This is a genomic window from Parendozoicomonas callyspongiae (assembly GCF_023502345.1).
Lineage (GTDB): Bacteria > Pseudomonadota > Gammaproteobacteria > Pseudomonadales > Endozoicomonadaceae > Sansalvadorimonas > Sansalvadorimonas callyspongiae.
This window is the reverse complement of record NZ_JAMFLX010000181.1, coordinates 1-242: the sequence shown is the minus strand read 5'-3', so window position 1 is coordinate 242 and position 242 is coordinate 1. Positions and strand designations below refer to the sequence as shown.

The 242-nt window shown below is 49.6% G+C and carries 1 pseudogene; it reads left to right on the top strand.

Annotated elements, in window-relative coordinates:
* A pseudogene (locus M3P05_RS20840) lies at nt 1–242 on the top strand (IS30 family transposase); the annotation flags it as partial.

Below are 242 nucleotides of genomic sequence, written 5' to 3'. Positions count from 1 at the left end.
GCTACAGAATGAAAGTTGAGTTACCGGACGTGGCCCTCAGTCATACAACAATTTACCAACGAATCGCTAATGATAAAGTTCAAGGAGGCTCACTGTATAAAGACCTGCCCCGGTTTGGCAAAAGGCGTTGTAAGGGTGGCAAACGCAAAGCAGGGCGGTCCCTGATCCCTAACCGTGTTGACATATCTGAACGACCCGAAATTGTTGATCTCCGTTCCCGGCTGGGAGATTGGGAAGGTGAT